At 43.9% G+C, this 16,518-nt stretch carries 15 protein-coding genes and 1 other annotated feature; all 15 genes read left to right on the plus strand.

The window, feature by feature from the left end:
• Positions 1 to 28 precede the first annotated feature (28 nt).
• The gene (locus tag A0O21_RS01940; RefSeq protein WP_067060505.1) at positions 29 to 1,219 is read left to right on the plus strand and encodes a CapA family protein; all 1,191 of its coding nucleotides are present in this window, start codon (positions 29 to 31) and stop codon (positions 1,217 to 1,219) included.
• 627 nt (positions 1,220 to 1,846) lie between these two features.
• Positions 1,847 to 1,925 (plus strand) — a sequence feature (ribosomal protein L21 leader region).
• Positions 1,926 to 1,956: 31 nt separating this feature from the next.
• Positions 1,957 to 2,271: a 50S ribosomal protein L21 gene (gene rplU, locus A0O21_RS01945; protein WP_067060508.1), complete on the plus strand. Its 315-nt coding sequence runs from the start codon at positions 1,957 to 1,959 to the stop codon at positions 2,269 to 2,271.
• 5 nt (positions 2,272 to 2,276) lie between these two features.
• Positions 2,277 to 2,612 carry a ribosomal-processing cysteine protease Prp gene (locus tag A0O21_RS01950; protein WP_067060510.1) on the plus strand — a complete coding sequence of 112 codons (336 nt, stop codon included), beginning with the start codon at positions 2,277 to 2,279 and terminating at the stop codon, positions 2,610 to 2,612.
• A 22-nt stretch (positions 2,613 to 2,634) separates the two neighbouring features.
• Positions 2,635 to 2,928 carry a 50S ribosomal protein L27 gene (gene rpmA / locus A0O21_RS01955; RefSeq protein WP_067060512.1) on the plus strand — a complete coding sequence of 98 codons (294 nt, stop codon included), beginning with the start codon at positions 2,635 to 2,637 and terminating at the stop codon, positions 2,926 to 2,928.
• A 197-nt stretch (positions 2,929 to 3,125) separates the two neighbouring features.
• The gene (locus tag A0O21_RS01960) at positions 3,126 to 4,031 is read left to right on the plus strand and encodes a LysR family transcriptional regulator (RefSeq protein WP_067060514.1); all 906 of its coding nucleotides are present in this window, start codon (positions 3,126 to 3,128) and stop codon (positions 4,029 to 4,031) included.
• 8 nt (positions 4,032 to 4,039) lie between these two features.
• Positions 4,040 to 4,504: a signal peptidase II gene (gene lspA / locus A0O21_RS01965; RefSeq protein WP_067060516.1), complete on the plus strand. Its 465-nt coding sequence runs from the start codon at positions 4,040 to 4,042 to the stop codon at positions 4,502 to 4,504.
• On the plus strand, positions 4,488 to 5,387 hold the full coding sequence (locus tag A0O21_RS01970; RefSeq protein WP_067065030.1) for an RluA family pseudouridine synthase: 900 nt from the start codon (positions 4,488 to 4,490) through the stop codon (positions 5,385 to 5,387). The genes lspA and A0O21_RS01970 overlap by 17 nt, the downstream gene beginning before the upstream one ends.
• Before the next feature lie 299 nt (positions 5,388 to 5,686).
• Positions 5,687 to 6,208: a bifunctional pyr operon transcriptional regulator/uracil phosphoribosyltransferase PyrR gene (gene pyrR / locus A0O21_RS01975; RefSeq protein ID WP_067060518.1), complete on the plus strand. Its 522-nt coding sequence runs from the start codon at positions 5,687 to 5,689 to the stop codon at positions 6,206 to 6,208.
• A gap of 26 nt (positions 6,209 to 6,234) precedes the next feature.
• Complete coding sequence (locus tag A0O21_RS01980) at positions 6,235 to 7,494, plus strand: solute carrier family 23 protein (protein ID WP_067060520.1); 1,260 nt, start codon at positions 6,235 to 6,237, stop codon at positions 7,492 to 7,494.
• An 86-nt stretch (positions 7,495 to 7,580) separates the two neighbouring features.
• Positions 7,581 to 8,507 (plus strand): aspartate carbamoyltransferase catalytic subunit, encoded by a 927-nt coding sequence (locus A0O21_RS01985; protein ID WP_067060522.1) that lies wholly within the window; start codon positions 7,581 to 7,583, stop codon positions 8,505 to 8,507.
• 93 nt (positions 8,508 to 8,600) lie between these two features.
• Positions 8,601 to 9,686 (plus strand): carbamoyl phosphate synthase small subunit, encoded by a 1,086-nt coding sequence (locus A0O21_RS01990; protein ID WP_067060524.1) that lies wholly within the window; start codon positions 8,601 to 8,603, stop codon positions 9,684 to 9,686.
• A gap of 122 nt (positions 9,687 to 9,808) precedes the next feature.
• On the plus strand, positions 9,809 to 12,988 hold the full coding sequence (gene carB, locus A0O21_RS01995; RefSeq protein WP_067060526.1) for a carbamoyl-phosphate synthase large subunit: 3,180 nt from the start codon (positions 9,809 to 9,811) through the stop codon (positions 12,986 to 12,988).
• A 252-nt stretch (positions 12,989 to 13,240) separates the two neighbouring features.
• Complete coding sequence (locus tag A0O21_RS02000; RefSeq protein ID WP_067060528.1) at positions 13,241 to 14,479, plus strand: efflux RND transporter periplasmic adaptor subunit; 1,239 nt, start codon at positions 13,241 to 13,243, stop codon at positions 14,477 to 14,479.
• 11 nt (positions 14,480 to 14,490) lie between these two features.
• Positions 14,491 to 15,201, plus strand: coding sequence for an ABC transporter ATP-binding protein (locus A0O21_RS02005; protein ID WP_067060530.1), 711 nt, complete (start codon positions 14,491 to 14,493; stop codon positions 15,199 to 15,201).
• A gap of 10 nt (positions 15,202 to 15,211) precedes the next feature.
• The gene (locus A0O21_RS02010) at positions 15,212 to 16,453 is read left to right on the plus strand and encodes an ABC transporter permease (RefSeq protein WP_067060532.1); all 1,242 of its coding nucleotides are present in this window, start codon (positions 15,212 to 15,214) and stop codon (positions 16,451 to 16,453) included.
• Positions 16,454 to 16,518 lie beyond the last annotated feature (65 nt).

A 16,518-nucleotide genomic window follows, 5' to 3' on the forward strand; every position in this document is an offset into this window, starting at 1 on the left:
GTGTTATAATACAGATAAGGAGGCTCTTATGAAAAAGTTTAGGATTATTTATCGCAAAACCAGTCTAATCTGTCTGCTGATACTCTGTCTGTGCTTGCTTCTGGCTGCGATATTTGATTTACTGGGAAATGTTCCAGTAAAAAAAGACAATGCAAAAACAGAAAAAAAGACTGCCCGCCTAGTGGCCAATGGTGATATTTTACTGCACGACATTCTTTATACCAGCGCCAGACAAGAAGATGGGAGTTATGACTTTACACCCTATTTTGAGTATGTTAAGGACTGGATCGATGGCGCCGATTTGGCTATTGGCGATTATGAAGGAACAATCTGCCCCGACTATCCTTTAGGGGGCTATCCGCTTTTTAATGCGCCGCCGGAAATTGCTGCCTGTATGAAAGACACAGGCTACGATGTTGTCGATTTAGCTCATAATCATATCTTGGATTCTCAGCTGGCCGGTGCTCTAAATACTGTTGATGTTTTTAACAGTTTGGGCTTAGACACCATTGGTATTTATAAAACAAACCGTGCTCAGGAAGATTTCCTTATTAAGGACGTAAAAGGAATCAAAATAGCCATTTTAGGCTATGCTTACGGTTACAATGGCATGGAGGCCAATTTGACTGAGGCAGAATATGAAGCGCATCTGTCCGATCTTGATGAAAAAGAAATGAAAAAGGAAATCAAAGAAGCGGAAGAAAAAGCTGATATCACTGTTGTTATGCCGCAGATGGGAACAGAATACGCATTAGAGCCAACTGATGAACAGATAAAACTTTACCACAAGATGGTTGACTGGGGAGCAGATGTTGTTCTAGGCGGCCACCCTCATGTAGTTGAACCAGCGGAGATTGTCGAAAAAGACGGGAATCGTAAATTTATCATTTATTCTATGGGAAATTTTATTTCCAATCAGACCTATGAGCGGATGGAAAACGTTTGGCCCGAACGCGGCTTGCTGATGGACCTGACCTTTGAAAAAACAGGCAGCCAAACGGTCATTAAAACAGTCAAAGCACACCCGACTCTCGTTTGGTCATGGGGGAAAGGCGAATACGGGAGTGAAGGTTACGAGTACTTCAATTATCGGGTTCTTATTTTAGAAGATTTTATTGAAGGCGGCAGACACCGCGATCTATTAGACGAAACGATGCAAACTAAAGTGGATCAAGCTTACCAGGAAATGACTGAATTAGTCAACCTGCAGTGGGAGTAAAACAAGATACAAAGCCCGTTAAAAACGCAAAAGGAAAATAGGAGACTGACCAATCAATCCAGGAAGATTCAAGGTCAGGCTATCTTTTTCCCGCAGCGTTTAGGGCGTGTTCAGTTCAACAAGATACAAAGCCCGTTAAAAACGCAAAAGGAAAATAGGAGACTGACGATGAATCCAAGAAGATTCGAGGTCAGGCTATCTTTTTCCCGCAGCGTTTAGGGCGTGTTCAGTTCAAACAAGATACAAAGGCCGTTAAAAGAGCAAAGCAAAAATGGCGGTAAGCCAGAAATCTTCGATTTCGCAGACGCCCTTCTGCCAGAACGACTAGAAAGGTGCGGTATAAACTTAGACTTTCAAAGGCCGTCTTAAGTCTGTTCAGCAGGGCGCAGGCTGCTGGCTTGACAGCGCTTATATGACCTGCTGTTTTAACTCTTATTCCTACCTATTATAATGAAAAAATTTTCTCACTGCAGGGGTAAGCAGCAGAAGTTATGCCTATCGGCTTTGCTAAAGTCAAGATAAAAGTCTGTGATAAAGAAGGGCTGCCGGATTTTCTGTAAAATAAAAATCTAAAGTTCTTGAAAAATGCTGCTTGGCATGGTAGAATAGTAATGTTGACTAAATGCACGTCCAGTGCAACCGCTCGGAAATCGTTAGTTAAGCAGAAAGTGACTTTCTCACGATTGCGGCGAGTCTTCACAAGAGGAGTATCCTCAAAAAAATATAGGAGGTGCATGATGAGCACATATGCAATCATCAAAACTGGCGGTAAGCAAGTAAAAGTTGAAGTGGATCAAGCTGTTTATGTTGAGAAGCTTGACCTGGAAGCAGGAGCAGAAGTAACCTTTGATGAGGTTGTCCTTGTCGGCGGTGAAACAACTAAAGTTGGGACTCCTGTCGTTGAAGGGGCTACTGTCCTTGGCAAGGTTGAGAAGCAAGGCAAACAAAAGAAAGTTGTTACCTTTAAATATAAACCTAAAAAAGGAAGCCATCGCAAACAGGGCCACCGTCAGCCTTATACCAAGGTTCTCATCACAGCTATTAATGCTTAATTATTATGATTGAAGCGACATTTACTCGCAGCCGTTCGGGTCTTTTGGAAGGCGCTGTGCTGAAAGGACATGCCGGAAGCGGTGACTATGGCTTTGATATTGTCTGTGCATCTGTCAGCAGTCTGGCTCTAAATTTTGTAAATTCACTCGAAGTGCTGGCCGGCTGTTCTGCGGATGTTGATATAGATGAACAGACAGGGGGATATATGGCAATCTCACTCCCGTCTGGTTTTGATAAAGAAGAGAAAGTTCAGCTTTTATTTGAGTCATTTTTTCTGGGTTTAGCCAATCTGGCTGAGCATTCATCGGAATTCGTGACTGTAAAAGTGCTTGAAAACTAGTTTTAAAGAGAGGAATACCATTATGTTAAAAATGAATCTTGCTAATTTGCAGCTTTTTGCTCATAAAAAAGGCGGCGGCTCCACATCAAATGGACGTGATTCAGAAAGCAAACGTTTGGGTGCTAAGGCAGGAGACGGCCAAACGGTCAAGGGCGGTTCAATTCTGTACCGTCAGCGCGGCACTCATATTCATCCGGGAGTGAATGTCGGCCGCGGAGGAGATGATACCCTTTTTGCAAAGGTTGAAGGTGTCGTACGTTTTGAGCGCAAAGGGCGCAGTAAAAAACAGGTATCGGTTTACCCGATTGCTAAATAGTTCTGTCTTCTGTTTGATGAATCGTTAAAACTGCTTGCTAGGCTTTAGTCAAGCGGTTTTTTTGTCTTATCGTGTTTGCTGCTGTTTTTAAAAATATTGGAGCAGCTGATTTTAAAGTGACATCCGGTTATGAGAGTACCGCTAATGTGTGATTTTTTGTATAATAGAAATAGTAAATAAAAAGGGACAGTTGTATTATGAATATTCAACAATTGAGGTATGTTGTGGCGATTGCCAACAGTGGAACTTTTCGTGAAGCAGCGGCCAAACTTTTTGTCAGTCAGCCTAGTTTATCAGTGGCTGTGCGCGACTTGGAGGCAGAACTGGGTTTTCAGATTTTTACACGGACAACGACAGGGACCGTCTTAACCAGTCAAGGGCTGACTTTTTATGAAAAAGCTCTGGAAGTTGTTAAAAGCTTTGATAGTTTTGAAAAACAGTTTTCCCAGACAGATACCAAAAATAATGAATTTTCTATTGCCAGTCAGCATTATGACTTTTTACCGCCCCTAATCACTGTTTTTTCTAAGACCTATCCTGATTATAAAAACTTTCGCATTTTTGAATCAACAACGATTCAAATTTTAGATGAGGTGGCTAAGGGGGACAGTGAAATTGGCATTATCTACATTAACAATCAAAATCGCAAGGGACTTTTGCAGCGGATTGAAAAGCTGGGACTTGAGTATGTGGAGCTGATTCCTTTTCAGACCCATATCTATTTGGGTAAAGATCATCCTTTAGCTGCAAAATCAAGTCTGACCATGGCTGATTTGGCTGGCCTGCCTACTGTCCGGTTTACTCAGGAAAAAGATGAATATCTCTATTATTCTGAAAACTTTGTTGACACAACAGAGAGTTCGCTTATGTTCAATGTGACCGACCGTGCCACATTAAACGGTATCTTAGAGCGGACAGATGCTTATGCGACAGGTTCAGGTTTTCTTGACAGCCGAAGCGTCAATGGCATTACGGTTATTCCTTTGGCAGATAATTTGGATAATAAAATGATTTATATTAAGCGGCGGGATAAAAATTTGTCCAGCTGTGCGCTGAAATTCGTTACCGCTATGCAGGATTATTTTGCTAAATACAGACCTTAGGAGGAATTATGCGAAAATTACTGCTGTCATTCTGCGCTTTTTTGCTTGTGAGCTTGGACCAGCTGAGCAAATACTGGATTGCTGCACAAATGAATCCGGGGGAAACCCAGCCGTTTTTTCCGGGGCTGTTCAGCTTAACCTATCTGCGCAATTACGGAGCAGCTTTTTCCATACTGCAGCATCAGCGCTGGCTTTTTGCGCTTATCACTTTGGTTGTTCTTACAGTGGCTGTTTATTATCTGATTAAAAATATCAAGGGCGATTTACTGCTTCTTTTTGGCTTAATTTTAATTATTGCAGGCGGTTTAGGCAATTTTATTGACCGCCTCTGCTTAGGGTATGTGATTGATATGATTAATCTGGACTTCATGGAGTTTGCTGTTTTCAATCTGGCGGATTCTTATCTGACGGTTGGAGTGTTGGTATTAATGATTGCATTATGGAGAGATGGAAGAAATGGAAATCAGGATTAAAGCAGCAGGCGACCGTTTGGACAAGGCCCTGTCAGATCAGACTGATATGTCCCGCAGTCAGATTCAGCAGTTGATCAAAGCCGGTCTTGTCTCAGTCAACGGTCAAAGTAAAAAAGCCAGCTATACTGTGCAGATTGGCGATTTGGTTTCATATCAAACGCCGCAGGCAGAAGTTCTTGAATATAGGGCTGAGAACCTCCCTTTAGATATTATTTATGAGGATGCCGATCTGGCTGTTGTCAATAAACCTCAGGGCATGGTTGTGCACCCTGCTGCCGGCCATACAAGGGGCACCTTAGTGAATGCTCTGCTTTATCATATCAAAGATCTGTCTGCTATTAACGGAGTTATTCGGCCAGGCATTGTCCACCGCTTAGATAAAGATACATCCGGTCTTTTGATGATTGCTAAGAATGACCAAGCGCACCAGAAGCTGGCTGCTGAACTAAAAGATAAAAAGTCACTGCGTCAGTATCTGGCTATTGTGCATGGCAATCTGCCTGATGATTACGGCCTGATTGAAGCCCCGATTGGGCGCAGTAAAAAAGACCGCAAAAAGCAGGCTGTAACAGCTCAGGGTAAACCAGCTGCGACACATTTCCGTGTTTTAGAACGTTTTGGCGCCTATACATTAGTGGCATTAACTTTAGAAACCGGCAGGACCCACCAGATCCGTGTTCATATGGCCTATATTGGACACCCTCTAGCTGGCGATGTCTTATATGGTCCGCGAAAAACGCTGCCGGGTGCCGGACAGTTTCTGCATGCTCAAAAACTTGGATTGACCCACCCAAGAACCGGTGAGCTGCTGGAATTTTCTGCTCCGCTGCCGCAACTTTTCCAAGAGACACTTGACAGACTGCGGAAGGAAGGCGGAGTTTGAGGCTCTTTGTTTCTTTTTGTTCAGCCCGCAGGGTATGGCTTGAAAATTGTTTAAATTTTGGTATAATATGGAAAGAATATAAATCCTTTAATACTGTCCTGTGAGGCAGGCAAGGAGAATCGCAGTAAATAAATAAGCAGTCCTGTTTTTTGCTGTACTGTAAGTTGTGAAATCTCCTTGTATCAGGGAGATTTTTTCTATTTTTATGAAAGGTTTGGGCTGAGATACAGGGCCGATCAGCTGCCTGATTTATATTGCAGGCTGAATCTTAATACTCCTCTTAACTAGAAAGGCTGTTTATGAAAACAAAAGAAATTGTTGATGATGTGACCATGAAACGTGCCATCACACGCATCACTTACGAGATTATTGAGCGCAATAAAAATCTCGAGAAGATTGTCCTAGCTGGGATAAAGACGAGAGGTGTTTTTATCGCCCGCCGTATTCAGGAACGTCTGCAGCAGCTTGAAGGGCTGTCTGTTCCGCTGGCGGAATTAGATACCAAACCCTTTCGAGATGATAGAAAGAGCGATGATGACACCAGTTTAATGCCACTTGATATTAACGGTAGAGAGATTATTTTGGTTGATGATGTTCTTTATACCGGCCGGACAATTCGGGCTGCTATTGATAATCTCGTCAGCCACGGCCGTCCTTCTCGTGTCAGTCTGGCTGTTCTAGTCGACCGCGGTCATCGGGAACTGCCTATCCGAGCTGATTATGTAGGCAAAAACATTCCTACCAGTACTGATGAAGAAATTATTGTTGAAGTGCTGGAATATGATGGCAAAGACCGTGTCAGTCTGGCATCACCCAATTAAATTAGAAGAAGGACGGTATAGATAAAGTGGAGAATATAAAATACGATGTGCATGAAAGGCCGGCTTCAGGCCTGCTGATTGGCCTTTCCTTTCAGCATCTGTTTGCTATGTTTGGAGCGACAGTCCTGGTGCCAATTCTGGTTGGCATTGACCCGGCTATCGCTCTGTTTTCCAGTGGGCTGGGAACTTTGGCGCATTTATCGGTAACACAGTACAAGATTCCAGCTTATATGGGCTCCAGTTTTGCTTATATTGCGACCATGCAGACTCTGATGAAAAGCGGCGGGATTGCTGCTGTTGCTCAAGGGGCTATAGCAGGGGGCTTGGTTTACTTATTGGTTGCCCTTGTTGTGAAATTTGCCGGAAATGCTTGGATTGATAAAGTTTTACCGCCGGTTGTTGTTGGTCCAATTATTATTGTTATCGGCTTGAGTCTTGCAAGCACAGCAGTTAATGATGTCATGCTTAAAGACGGTCAGTATAATTTCACCTATTTGCTGATTGGCATGGTCACCCTATTAGCTGTTATTCTCTTTAATATATATGGTAAGAAAATTATCGGAATAATTCCTGTTTTGCTCGGTTTAGCAGTCGGTTATCTCTTTGCAATAGCGATTGGTTTTTTAACCAAGCAAACAATTGTTGATTTTTCAGAAGTTGTCAGCAGCTCTTGGTTTTCCCTGCCAGATTTTGATATTCTCTTCTTAGATTATTCTTTTAAATTTTATCCCAGTGCTGTTTTGACAATGGCACCGATTGCCTTTGTGACCATGACGGAGCATTTTGGCCATGTCATGGTCCTTAACAGTCTGACAGGACGTGATTTTTTCAAAGATCCTGGTCTGGACCGAACCTTAACAGGAGATGGTCTGGCTCAGATTATCGCAGGAATCTTCGGAGCACCTCCGGTAACATCATATGGAGAAAACATCGGGGTTATGGCTCTGAATAAAATTTACTCGGTCTATGTGATTGCCGGTGCAGCCCTCATTGCTGTGGTGATGAGTTTTATCGGTAAGGTTTCAGCCTTGCTGTCCTCTATCCCAAGCCCGGTTATCGGCGGTATTTCTATCGCTTTATTCGGCGTCATTGCCTCAAGCGGACTGAAAATTTTGATTGAAAATAAGGTCGATTTTGACAATAAAAAGAATCTTCTGATTGCCAGTGTTATTTTAGTCTCTGGGATTGGCGGCTTAATGCTGCAGATTAATGGCCTGCAAATTACAGGTGTGGCTTTCTCAACGCTTTTAGGGATTCTTTTATACCAAATTCTGCCGGAGAAATAAAAAAACAATGCAGGCCTTGCTTTGGTGAGTGAGACCCGAGCCCTGTTAAGTTCTGTCCGGATGTTAAAGATTGTAGAGGAATTGAAATGGCTGTAACAGATGGAATGGTATCACTGAAACATTTAGTGACTATGGAAACCTTATCCAATGAAGAAGTTCTTGGTTTAATTGAGCGCGGTCTGGCTTTTAAGTATAAAAAAGCACAGTACCAGCTCGACCGGCAGTATTTTGCGGCTAACCTTTTTTTTGAAGCGTCAACCAGAACCCATAAATCATTTGAAGTCGCTGAGAAAAAGCTGGGGCTTGATGTGATTGATTTTGATGCTAAAACCAGCTCTGTCAACAAAGGAGAGACTCTCTATGATACCATTTTAACAATGAGCGCTTTAGGAGTAGATATTTGTGTTGTCCGCCATTGGGAGGTGGACTATTATAAGCAGCTGGTCGACAGCCGAACCATTCAGTCGGCTATTGTTAACGGCGGTGACGGATCAGGCCAGCACCCCAGTCAAAGCCTGCTGGACTTAATGACCATTTATGAAGAATTCGGAACTTTTGACAACTTGAAGATTGCCATTGCCGGCGACATCACTCACTCCCGGGTTGCACGATCCAACATGCAGATTTTAAAGCGTCTGGGGGCTCAGCTTTATTTTGCCGGCCCTTCTCAGTGGTACAGCGATGAATTTGATGTTTACGGAAAGCATGTTTCTATTGATGAGATTATCGATAGCGTCGATGTTTTGATGCTGCTTAGGGTTCAGCATGAGCGCCATGGCAAGGACGGAAGTTTTTCAAAAGAAAGCTACCATAGCCTGCACGGCTTAACTCCCAGCCGCTATCAGCTTTTAAAAGACAGTGCCATTGTCATGCATCCTGCACCAGTCAATCGTGATGTTGAAATCGCTGACCAGCTGGTAGAGGCACCGAGGTCGAGAATTGTTGCCCAAATGCAAAATGGGGTTTATGTCCGTATGGCTATCATTGAGGCTGTGCTGCAGGGTAAAGTATAGGCAGACCGATCTGGACTGCTTAGGAGGGATTAGCCAAAAAGCATTTGCCTGCCTGTTTGATGCTGATCGGCAGACTTAAGGAGAAGAAATAGAATGACAAAAAGACTTTTAATTTTAGAAGACGGAACTGTTTTTACCGGAACGGCTTTTGGTGCTGATCTTGATGTCACTGGTGAGATTGTTTTTAATACTGGTATGACCGGCTATCAGGAATCCATTACCGATCAGTCTTACAATGGACAGATTTTAACCTTCACCTATCCTTTAGTTGGTAATTATGGTATCAACCGTGATGATTATGAATCGATTTTGCCAACCTGCAAGGGAGTGGTTGTGCGGGAACACGCACGAAGGGCCAGCAACTGGCGGACACAGATGACTTTAGATGAGTTTTTAAAAGCTAAGCACATTCCGGGAATTGCCGGGATTGACACCAGGGCTCTGACAAAAATTATCCGTCGGCATGGCACGATGAAAGCGACCATGGCCAGTGTCGGTGATGATTTGGACCATTTGAAAGATCAGCTGCGGGCAACTGTTCTGCCAACCAACAATGTGGAGCAAGTGTCCGCAAAAACGGCTTACCCGGCACCAGGTATTGGTAAGAATATTGTTTTGGTGGATTTTGGTCTGAAGCATTCTATTCTTCGTGAATTTTCTAAACGGAACTGCAATGTGACTGTGGTGTCTCATAATATTACAGCTGAGGAAATTTTACAGCTTGCACCGGACGGTGTCATGCTCTCAAACGGTCCGGGCAATCCTGAGGATGTTCCTTATGCTGCTGAGATGATACGGGGAATTCAAGGGAAGATTCCGATTTTTGGTATTTGCATGGGACACCAGCTTTTTAGTTTAGCAAATGGGGCCAAAACCTATAAAATGCCCTTCGGCCACCGCGGTTTTAACCATGCCGTTCGAGAAATTGCTACCGGGCGTATCGATTTTACCAGTCAAAATCACGGTTATGCTGTTGAACGTGATACTTTGCCGGACTGCCTGCTGGTGACCCATGAAGAAATCAATGACCGGACTGTTGAGGGCGTGCGCCACCGTGATTATCCGGCATTTTCTGTCCAATTTCATCCTGATGCCGCACCGGGTCCGCATGATGCCAGCTATCTTTTTGATGAGTTTTTAGAATTGATAGATGCTTTTAAACAAAATCAAAAAAACTGACAGATCAATTTTTATCAGATCCAAAAGAGCTGTTCAGTTCATCTTTAGCACAGTGCGGATTCAGTCTTGGGACGGCAGATGAACAAAAAAGATTGAACAAAGGAAGAAAACAGAGGTAAGCAATGCCAAAACGTACAGATATTCAAAAAATTATGGTAATCGGTTCAGGTCCTATCGTCATCGGTCAGGCTGCTGAATTTGACTATGCAGGGACTCAGGCCTGTCTGGCTTTGAAAGAAGAAGGCTACAGTGTGGTTCTTGTCAATTCAAATCCTGCCACGATTATGACTGATAAAGAGATTGCAGATCAAGTCTATATTGAACCTATCACAATTGAATTTGTTACCAGAATCCTGCGTAAAGAGCGTCCGGATGCTCTTTTGCCTACCTTAGGAGGGCAGACAGGACTAAATATGGCTATGGAATTGGCTAAAGCCGGTATCCTTGATGAGCTGGGTGTAGAGCTTTTGGGAACAAAGCTGTCTGCCATTGACCAGGCAGAGGACCGGGATTTGTTCAAACAGCTTATGGAAGAGCTCGATCAGCCTATTCCCGAATCGGAAATTGTCAACAGTGTGGCAGAAGCGCTGGATTTTGCAGAAGCTATCGGCTATCCAGTCATTGTTCGCCCGGCCTTTACTTTGGGCGGAACTGGCGGCGGTATGTGCAGCAATGCTGAAGAACTTCGTGAGATTGCCGGCAACGGTCTTAAGCTGTCTCCAGTGACGCAGTGCCTGATTGAACGGTCGATTGCTGGATTTAAGGAAATTGAATACGAAGTGATGCGCGACAGTGCTGATAATGCTCTTGTCGTCTGCAATATGGAGAATTTCGATCCGGTTGGTATTCATACAGGCGATTCCATTGTTTTTGCGCCGACCCAGACACTGTCTGATATTGAAAATCAGCTGCTGCGCGATGCCAGCCTCAGTATCATCCGCGCACTTAAAATTGAAGGCGGCTGCAATGTTCAGCTGGCTCTGGATCCCAAAAGTTTTAAATACTATGTGATTGAAGTGAATCCCCGTGTTTCCCGTTCCTCGGCTCTGGCTTCAAAAGCAACCGGTTATCCGATTGCAAAATTAGCGGCAAAAATTGCTGTTGGACTGACACTGGATGAGATGACTAATCCGGTTACAGGAACCACTTATGCTCTGTTTGAGCCGGCTCTTGACTATGTTGTGGCTAAGATACCGCGCTTTCCTTTTGATAAATTCGAGCGAGGCGAGCGCCGTTTGGGGACGCAAATGAAGGCGACCGGAGAAGTCATGGCTATTGGCCGCAATATTGAAGAAAGTTTGCTGAAAGCCTGCCGTTCCTTAGAAATTGGCCTTTATCACAACGAAATGCCGGAATTGAGCGAAGTCAGCGATGATGCACTTTTTGAAAAAATCGTTAAGGCCCAGGATGATCGGCTTTTCTACGTATCAGAAGCTATCAGGCGTGGTTTTGCTATTTCCGAAATTGCCGATTTGACTAAAATTGATCTCTTTTTCTTAGATAAACTGCTGCATATTTTTGAACTTGAACAAGAACTGCTGGCGTCTCAGGGGGACGCAGAAGTGTTGAGAAAAGCCAAAAGCTACGGCTTTTCGGATCGCAAAATTGCTGATTTGTGGCAGATTACTCCGGAGCAGCTGCGCGCTTTCCGCTTAGAGCATAAGCTTGTCCCGGTTTATAAGATGGTGGATACCTGTGCGGCTGAATTTACGTCAGAAACGCCTTATTTTTACTCAACCTATGACTGGGAAAATGAATCTGTTCGTTCTGACAAGGAGTCTGTTATCGTATTGGGTTCAGGTCCGATTCGTATCGGCCAGGGAGTGGAATTTGACTACGCTACGGTCCATTCAGTCAAAGCCCTCCAGGCAGCCGGTTACGAAGCCATTATCATGAATTCAAATCCGGAAACCGTTTCAACCGACTTTTCAATCTCAGATAAACTGTATTTTGAACCTTTAACCTTTGAGGATGTCATGAATGTCATTGAACTGGAACAGCCTAAAGGGGTCATTGTTCAATTCGGCGGTCAGACAGCTATCAATTTAGCTGAGCCTTTAGCGAAGGCCGGTATCAAGATTCTGGGAACACAGGTGGCTGATTTGGATCGTGCTGAAGACAGAGACCTTTTTGAAAAAGCCCTTAAAGAACTTGATATTCCTCAGCCGCCTGGTCAAACAGCTACTAATGAGCAGGAGGCCCTGCAGGCTGCCCGCAAAATCGGTTTCCCGGTTCTTGTACGCCCATCGTACGTTTTAGGCGGCCGGGCTATGGAAATTGTCGAAAATGAGGAAGACCTGCGGTCATACATGCGAACAGCGGTTAAGGCCAGTCCGGAACACCCAGTGCTGGTTGATTCTTACCTTGTCGGCCGGGAATGTGAAGTGGATGCCATTTCTGACGGGCAAAATGTCCTGATTCCGGGGATTATGGAGCATATCGAACGTGCCGGTGTGCATTCGGGAGATTCTATGGCAGTTTATCCGCCTCAGACCCTGTCCTCATCCCTTCAGGCAACAATTGCAGACTATACGAAACGCTTAGCATTGGGACTTAATTGTATCGGCATGATGAATATCCAGTTTGTCATTAAAGATGAAACGGTTTATGTTATCGAGGTCAATCCGCGCGCCAGCCGGACAGTACCCTTCCTGTCAAAAGTCACCGATATTCCTATGGCGCAGGTAGCTACTCAGCTGATCTTGGGCGCTAAGCTCCCTGACTTGGGCTTTGAAGACGGTCTGTATCCAGAGAGCCCCCATGTCCATGTCAAGGCACCAGTCTTCTCGTTTACGAAACTGGCCAAAGTGGACAGCTTGCTTGGACCGGAGATGAAATCAACCGGCGAAGTGATGGGGTCGGATCTGACGCTCGAAAAAGCCCTTTATAAGGCTTTTGAAGCTTCTTATTTTCATCTGCCTGCATTTGGCAATGTTATCTTTACGATTGCTGATGACACAAAAGCAGAAGCCCTTGCTTTAGCCCGCCGTTTTGCTAATGTCGGTTACAGCATTTTTGCGACAGCAGGGACAGCTGACTATTTTCGAGAAAATGGTTTAGAGGCCGTTTTGGTCAATAAACTGGGAGAGGATGACGAGAATGATATTCCGGCTTTGGTCCGCCGAGGTAAGGTCCAAGCGATTATTAATACGGTCGGCAATAAGCGAACCTTTGACGAAGACGGGCAGACCATCCGCAGTTCAGCCATTGAACACGGAGTTCCGCTCTTTACAGCCATCGATACAGCAGCGGCTATGATTCGTGTACTGGAAAGCAGAAGTTTTCTGACTCAGGCCATCTAGAGCCTGTTTGACAGTATTTACCTATTCTGATATTTTTAAAGACAGCTCTGCCTGACGAGGTTGATCCGGCAGGGCTGTTTTTCTTACAAAACTGTAAGGTCATAACTGTATTTATCCGCTATACTAAATGTAGCAGGGAAGTGAACAAGCTGTTCATAAAATCTCTTTAAACCAGTCAGAATTTTCTTGACAAGAGGTCAAAAAGATTATATACTTGTTCTAATGATGTAATACAGTTGTATAGGAGGCACTATGGCTAAGAAGAGAAGTAGTAAGAAATTAAGCAAAAGAACAAAAGGAATAATCTGGGGAGCCGCAGCCGCCTGTGTCCTGATTATTGGTCTTATATTGTATCTGCAGCAGGCAAGCTCGCAGTCTAATTCTGTATCTAAGGAATATTCTTTGGTTAATGCTGCAGAAGGCAGTGTGAACTCGACGACCTTATTGTCAGGAACAGTTAAAGCGACTTCAGAGCAGTATGTCTACTTTGACAGCAGTAAGGGAACACAGGCAACAGTCAATGTATCTGTAGGCGATCAGGTAACTGCCGGCCAGCAGCTGGTTCAGTATGACGCAACAGCAGCTCAGGCAGCCTATGACAGTGCTGTCAGATCAGCCAATAAAATTGCCCGTCAGATCGAGTATCTGAAAACATACGGCAATCTGCCGACAACAGAAAGTTCAGTGGATGAAGAAACAGGGGAGGCCACAACAACTACAGTTCCTCCGACACAGCAGGCCACAGCTAGCTATAATCAGCAGCTGCAAGATCTTAACGATTCTTATGCGGATGCTCAAAGTGAAATTGCTAAAGCTCAGGAAGCACTCAATCAAACAATTATTACCAGTGACGTTACTGGGACAGTTGTTGAAGTGAATCATGATGTTGATCCATCCTCAAAAGAAAGCCAAACCTTGGTTCATGTTGTTACAGAAGGACAGCTGCGGATTGAAGGAACTTTGACAGAATATGATTTGGCTAATATCAGCAATGGTCAGCAAGTCAAAATCACTTCTAAAGTTTACCCTGATCAAGAGTGGACGGGAACGATTTCCCATATTTCAAATTACCCTAAGGAAGGAAATGCTGGAAACACAGCGAATGCTGCTTCTGGAAGTTCCGGATCGTCTGGCAGTTCAAGCGGAGCCAGCTATGAATACAGGGCTGACATTACCAGCCCCTTAAACGAATTGAAACAAGGGTTTACTGTTTCTGTTGAAGTGGTAAATGATACGAAGCATATTTTGGTGCCGCTGATGGCAATTGTCAATGAAGGAAAGAAAAACTATGTCTGGGTTTATGACGATAGTTCTTCTAAAATAAAAAAGGCCGAAGTCAGTTTGGGGAGTGCTGATGCCAAATCACAAGAAATTACAGGTGGTTTAGAGCTTGGGCAAATCATTATCGAAAATCCTGATAAGGACTTTCAGGACGGTCAAAAAATTGAGAATACCGTGTCAGGAGATACCGATTCTGCTAAAGACAAGTAAGAGGTGAAGAGATGACAAAGGACAGAAAACAGTTGATCAGCCTGCATCATATCACCAAATCCTATAAAAACGGCGATCAAGAATTACAAGTCTTAAAAGGGATAGACCTGACAGTTGATGAAGGAGAATTCTTAGCTATCATGGGTCCTTCCGGTTCAGGAAAATCCACTTTGATGAATATTATCGGTCTGCTTGACCGGCCGACTTCGGGTGACTACAGTTTAAACAGCAATCAGGTTGAAAAACTGACAGATAAAAAACTGGCAGCGGTTCGCAATGAAGAAATCGGTTTTGTTTTCCAGCAATTCTTCCTGCTTTCAAAATTAAACGCTCTGCAAAATGTTGAGCTGCCTTTAATATATGCAGGAGTGGGTGTCGGTCAGCGCCGAAAGCTGGCCCAGCAGTTTTTAGAGAAAGTTGAACTGTCTGACCGCATCAAACATCTGCCGTCCGAACTATCCGGGGGTCAAAAGCAAAGAGTCGCTATTGCTCGGGCTCTGGTCAATGATCCGGCTATTATTCTGGCGGATGAACCAACCGGTGCTCTTGATACTAAAACCGGTCAGCAGATTATGGAGCTCCTGACAGAGCTCAATCAGGAAGGCAAAACCATCATTATGGTAACGCATGAGCCTGAAATTGCCGATTTTGCTAAGCGCCGGATTGTTATCCGAGACGGAGAAATTAGTGCCGACACTACAGATAGTGTCAGAATTGACTAAGGAGGGAAAAATGGAAAACTGGAAATTTGCCCTTAGTTCAATTATGGGGCATAAGATGCGTTCTTTCTTGACTATGCTGGGGATTATTATCGGTGTGGCTTCTGTTGTTCTTATTATGGCTTTGGGGAGAGGGCTGCAGAACGGGATTAATAATGAAGTTTACCAAAGACAAAAAAACTTAAATGTCTACTATAAAACAGCTGAACAAAAAAAAGCTGAAGAAGACCCATTTTATTCTGGCAGTATTGATAATTTATCAGAAGAAGCACCAACCTTAAAAGAAGAGTGGGTGCGGCAGATAGCACAAAATACTGATGGGGTTTCCGGTTACTATATTACAAACAGTACCACCTCTGCTCTGTCTTATGGGAAAAAAACAATTGATAACGTTAATATAACAGGAATTAACGGGACCTATCTCTCTATTCAGAAATTCAAGATTGTATCAGGACGCGCTTTTACTGATACTGATTACCGAACGTTTGCCCGGATTATGATGCTGGAAGAACGTTTGGCTAAACAGCTTTTCGGAGACAGTGAATCTGCCTTGAATCAGGTTGTGGATTTAGCAGATAAAAATTATTTAGTGGTGGGTGTTTACAAGGATGAAGATGCCAATAGTTCTTACAATCCTACATCAGGCGGCAATGCTATCATGACCAATACTCAGCTGGCCAGTGAATTTGGTGTTCAGGAGAATGACCAAATTTATTTTCATATTGATGATGTCAACCAAGCCAATACAATCGGTAAACAGGCTGGTGCTGAGCTGACTAAATTATCAGGTGCCAGAGATGGTTTTTATGAAAATTTCAATATGGATGCTATTATCGAACAAGCCAATCAAATAGCTGGTATGTACACACTGGCCTTTGGTGTAATTGCCGGAATCTCCCTGCTTGTGGGCGGTATCGGTGTGATGAACATTATGCTGGTTTCTGTAACCGAGAGAACTCGGGAAATTGGCTTGCGTAAAGCATTAGGAGCCACACGCGGGAAAATACTGAGCCAGTTTTTGATCGAGTCCATGGTTTTAACCATTTTAGGCGGCTTTATCGGCCTGCTTTTGGCTTATGCCGGTGTTCAGGCTTTAAAAGCCCCTTTGAAAGCCCAGCAGATTATCCCGGAAGTGTCGCTTCAGGTTGTTGTTATCAGTATTATCTTCTCAGCATTTATCGGAATTGTTTTTGGAATTTTGCCTGCCAATAAAGCAAGCAAGCTGAACCCGATTGAAGCTTTACGGTACGAATAATTGGGGAATTGAACACGCCCTAAAATCCTAGTGAAAAAGATGGCTGTCAGCGTGATGCCAGCATC

Origin of the sequence: Streptococcus pantholopis (assembly GCF_001642085.1) — a bacterium.
In the GTDB taxonomy this organism is placed as follows: Bacteria; Bacillota; Bacilli; order Lactobacillales; family Streptococcaceae; genus Streptococcus; species Streptococcus pantholopis.

Bases quoted from the DNA above. Each gene is read 5' to 3' on its own strand.
- A0O21_RS02005 (WP_067060530.1), top strand. From the start codon at position 14,491: ATGACAAAGGACAGAAAACAGTTGATCAGCCTGCATCATATCACCAAA.
- rpmA (WP_067060512.1), top strand. From the start codon at position 2,635: ATGTTAAAAATGAATCTTGCTAATTTGCAGCTTTTTGCTCATAAAAAA.
- rplU (WP_067060508.1), top strand. From the start codon at position 1,957: ATGAGCACATATGCAATCATCAAAACTGGCGGTAAGCAAGTAAAAGTT.
- A0O21_RS01950 (WP_067060510.1), top strand. From the start codon at position 2,277: ATGATTGAAGCGACATTTACTCGCAGCCGTTCGGGTCTTTTGGAAGGC.
- carB (WP_067060526.1), top strand. From the start codon at position 9,809: ATGCCAAAACGTACAGATATTCAAAAAATTATGGTAATCGGTTCAGGT.
- lspA (WP_067060516.1), top strand. From the start codon at position 4,040: ATGCGAAAATTACTGCTGTCATTCTGCGCTTTTTTGCTTGTGAGCTTG.
- A0O21_RS01940 (WP_067060505.1), top strand. From the start codon at position 29: ATGAAAAAGTTTAGGATTATTTATCGCAAAACCAGTCTAATCTGTCTG.
- pyrR (WP_067060518.1), top strand. From the start codon at position 5,687: ATGAAAACAAAAGAAATTGTTGATGATGTGACCATGAAACGTGCCATC.
- A0O21_RS01970 (WP_067065030.1), top strand. From the start codon at position 4,488: ATGGAAATCAGGATTAAAGCAGCAGGCGACCGTTTGGACAAGGCCCTG.
- A0O21_RS01960 (WP_067060514.1), top strand. From the start codon at position 3,126: ATGAATATTCAACAATTGAGGTATGTTGTGGCGATTGCCAACAGTGGA.
- A0O21_RS02000 (WP_067060528.1), top strand. From the start codon at position 13,241: ATGGCTAAGAAGAGAAGTAGTAAGAAATTAAGCAAAAGAACAAAAGGA.
- A0O21_RS02010 (WP_067060532.1), top strand. From the start codon at position 15,212: ATGGAAAACTGGAAATTTGCCCTTAGTTCAATTATGGGGCATAAGATG.
- A0O21_RS01990 (WP_067060524.1), top strand. From the start codon at position 8,601: ATGACAAAAAGACTTTTAATTTTAGAAGACGGAACTGTTTTTACCGGA.
- A0O21_RS01985 (WP_067060522.1), top strand. From the start codon at position 7,581: ATGGCTGTAACAGATGGAATGGTATCACTGAAACATTTAGTGACTATG.